At 50.4% G+C, this 448-nt stretch carries 1 protein-coding gene; it reads right to left on the minus strand.

Annotated elements, in window-relative coordinates:
* Nucleotides 1-448, minus strand: a 448-nt coding sequence (locus tag A3750_RS04110) for an aminotransferase class I/II-fold pyridoxal phosphate-dependent enzyme (RefSeq protein ID WP_156498384.1), incomplete at both ends; no start/stop codon positions are given.

Raw genomic sequence — 448 nt, forward strand, 5'->3', positions numbered from 1 at the left:
TCAGAGAGTGCACAACAATATCGGCGCCCTGCTTAAATGGTTGGCATAGGTAAGGTGTTGCAACCGTGTTGTCGACGATTACAGGGATGCCATGGCGGTGCGCAATTTCAGACAGCTTCTTGATGTCGACAACATTGCCAGCAGGATTGCCTATAGACTCGCAAAATAGGGCGCGTGTTTTGTCATCAATTAGTGCTTCCATCTTCTCGTAGTCGTCGTGGCTACACATACGTACGTCTATTCCCTGCTGCGGGAACGTATGAGCGAATAGATTGTACGTGCCGCCGTAAAGCTGGCTGGTACTCACGATGTTGTCTCCTGCGCGGGTCAGGCACTGGATAGAATAAGTGATTGCTGACATACCTGAAGCAACAGCTAGAGCTCCAATACCCCCTTCCATTTCAGCAATACGTTGCTCGAGCACAGCCGTGGTTGGATTCATGATCCG

Source organism: Oleiphilus sp. HI0079 (genome assembly GCF_001635105.1).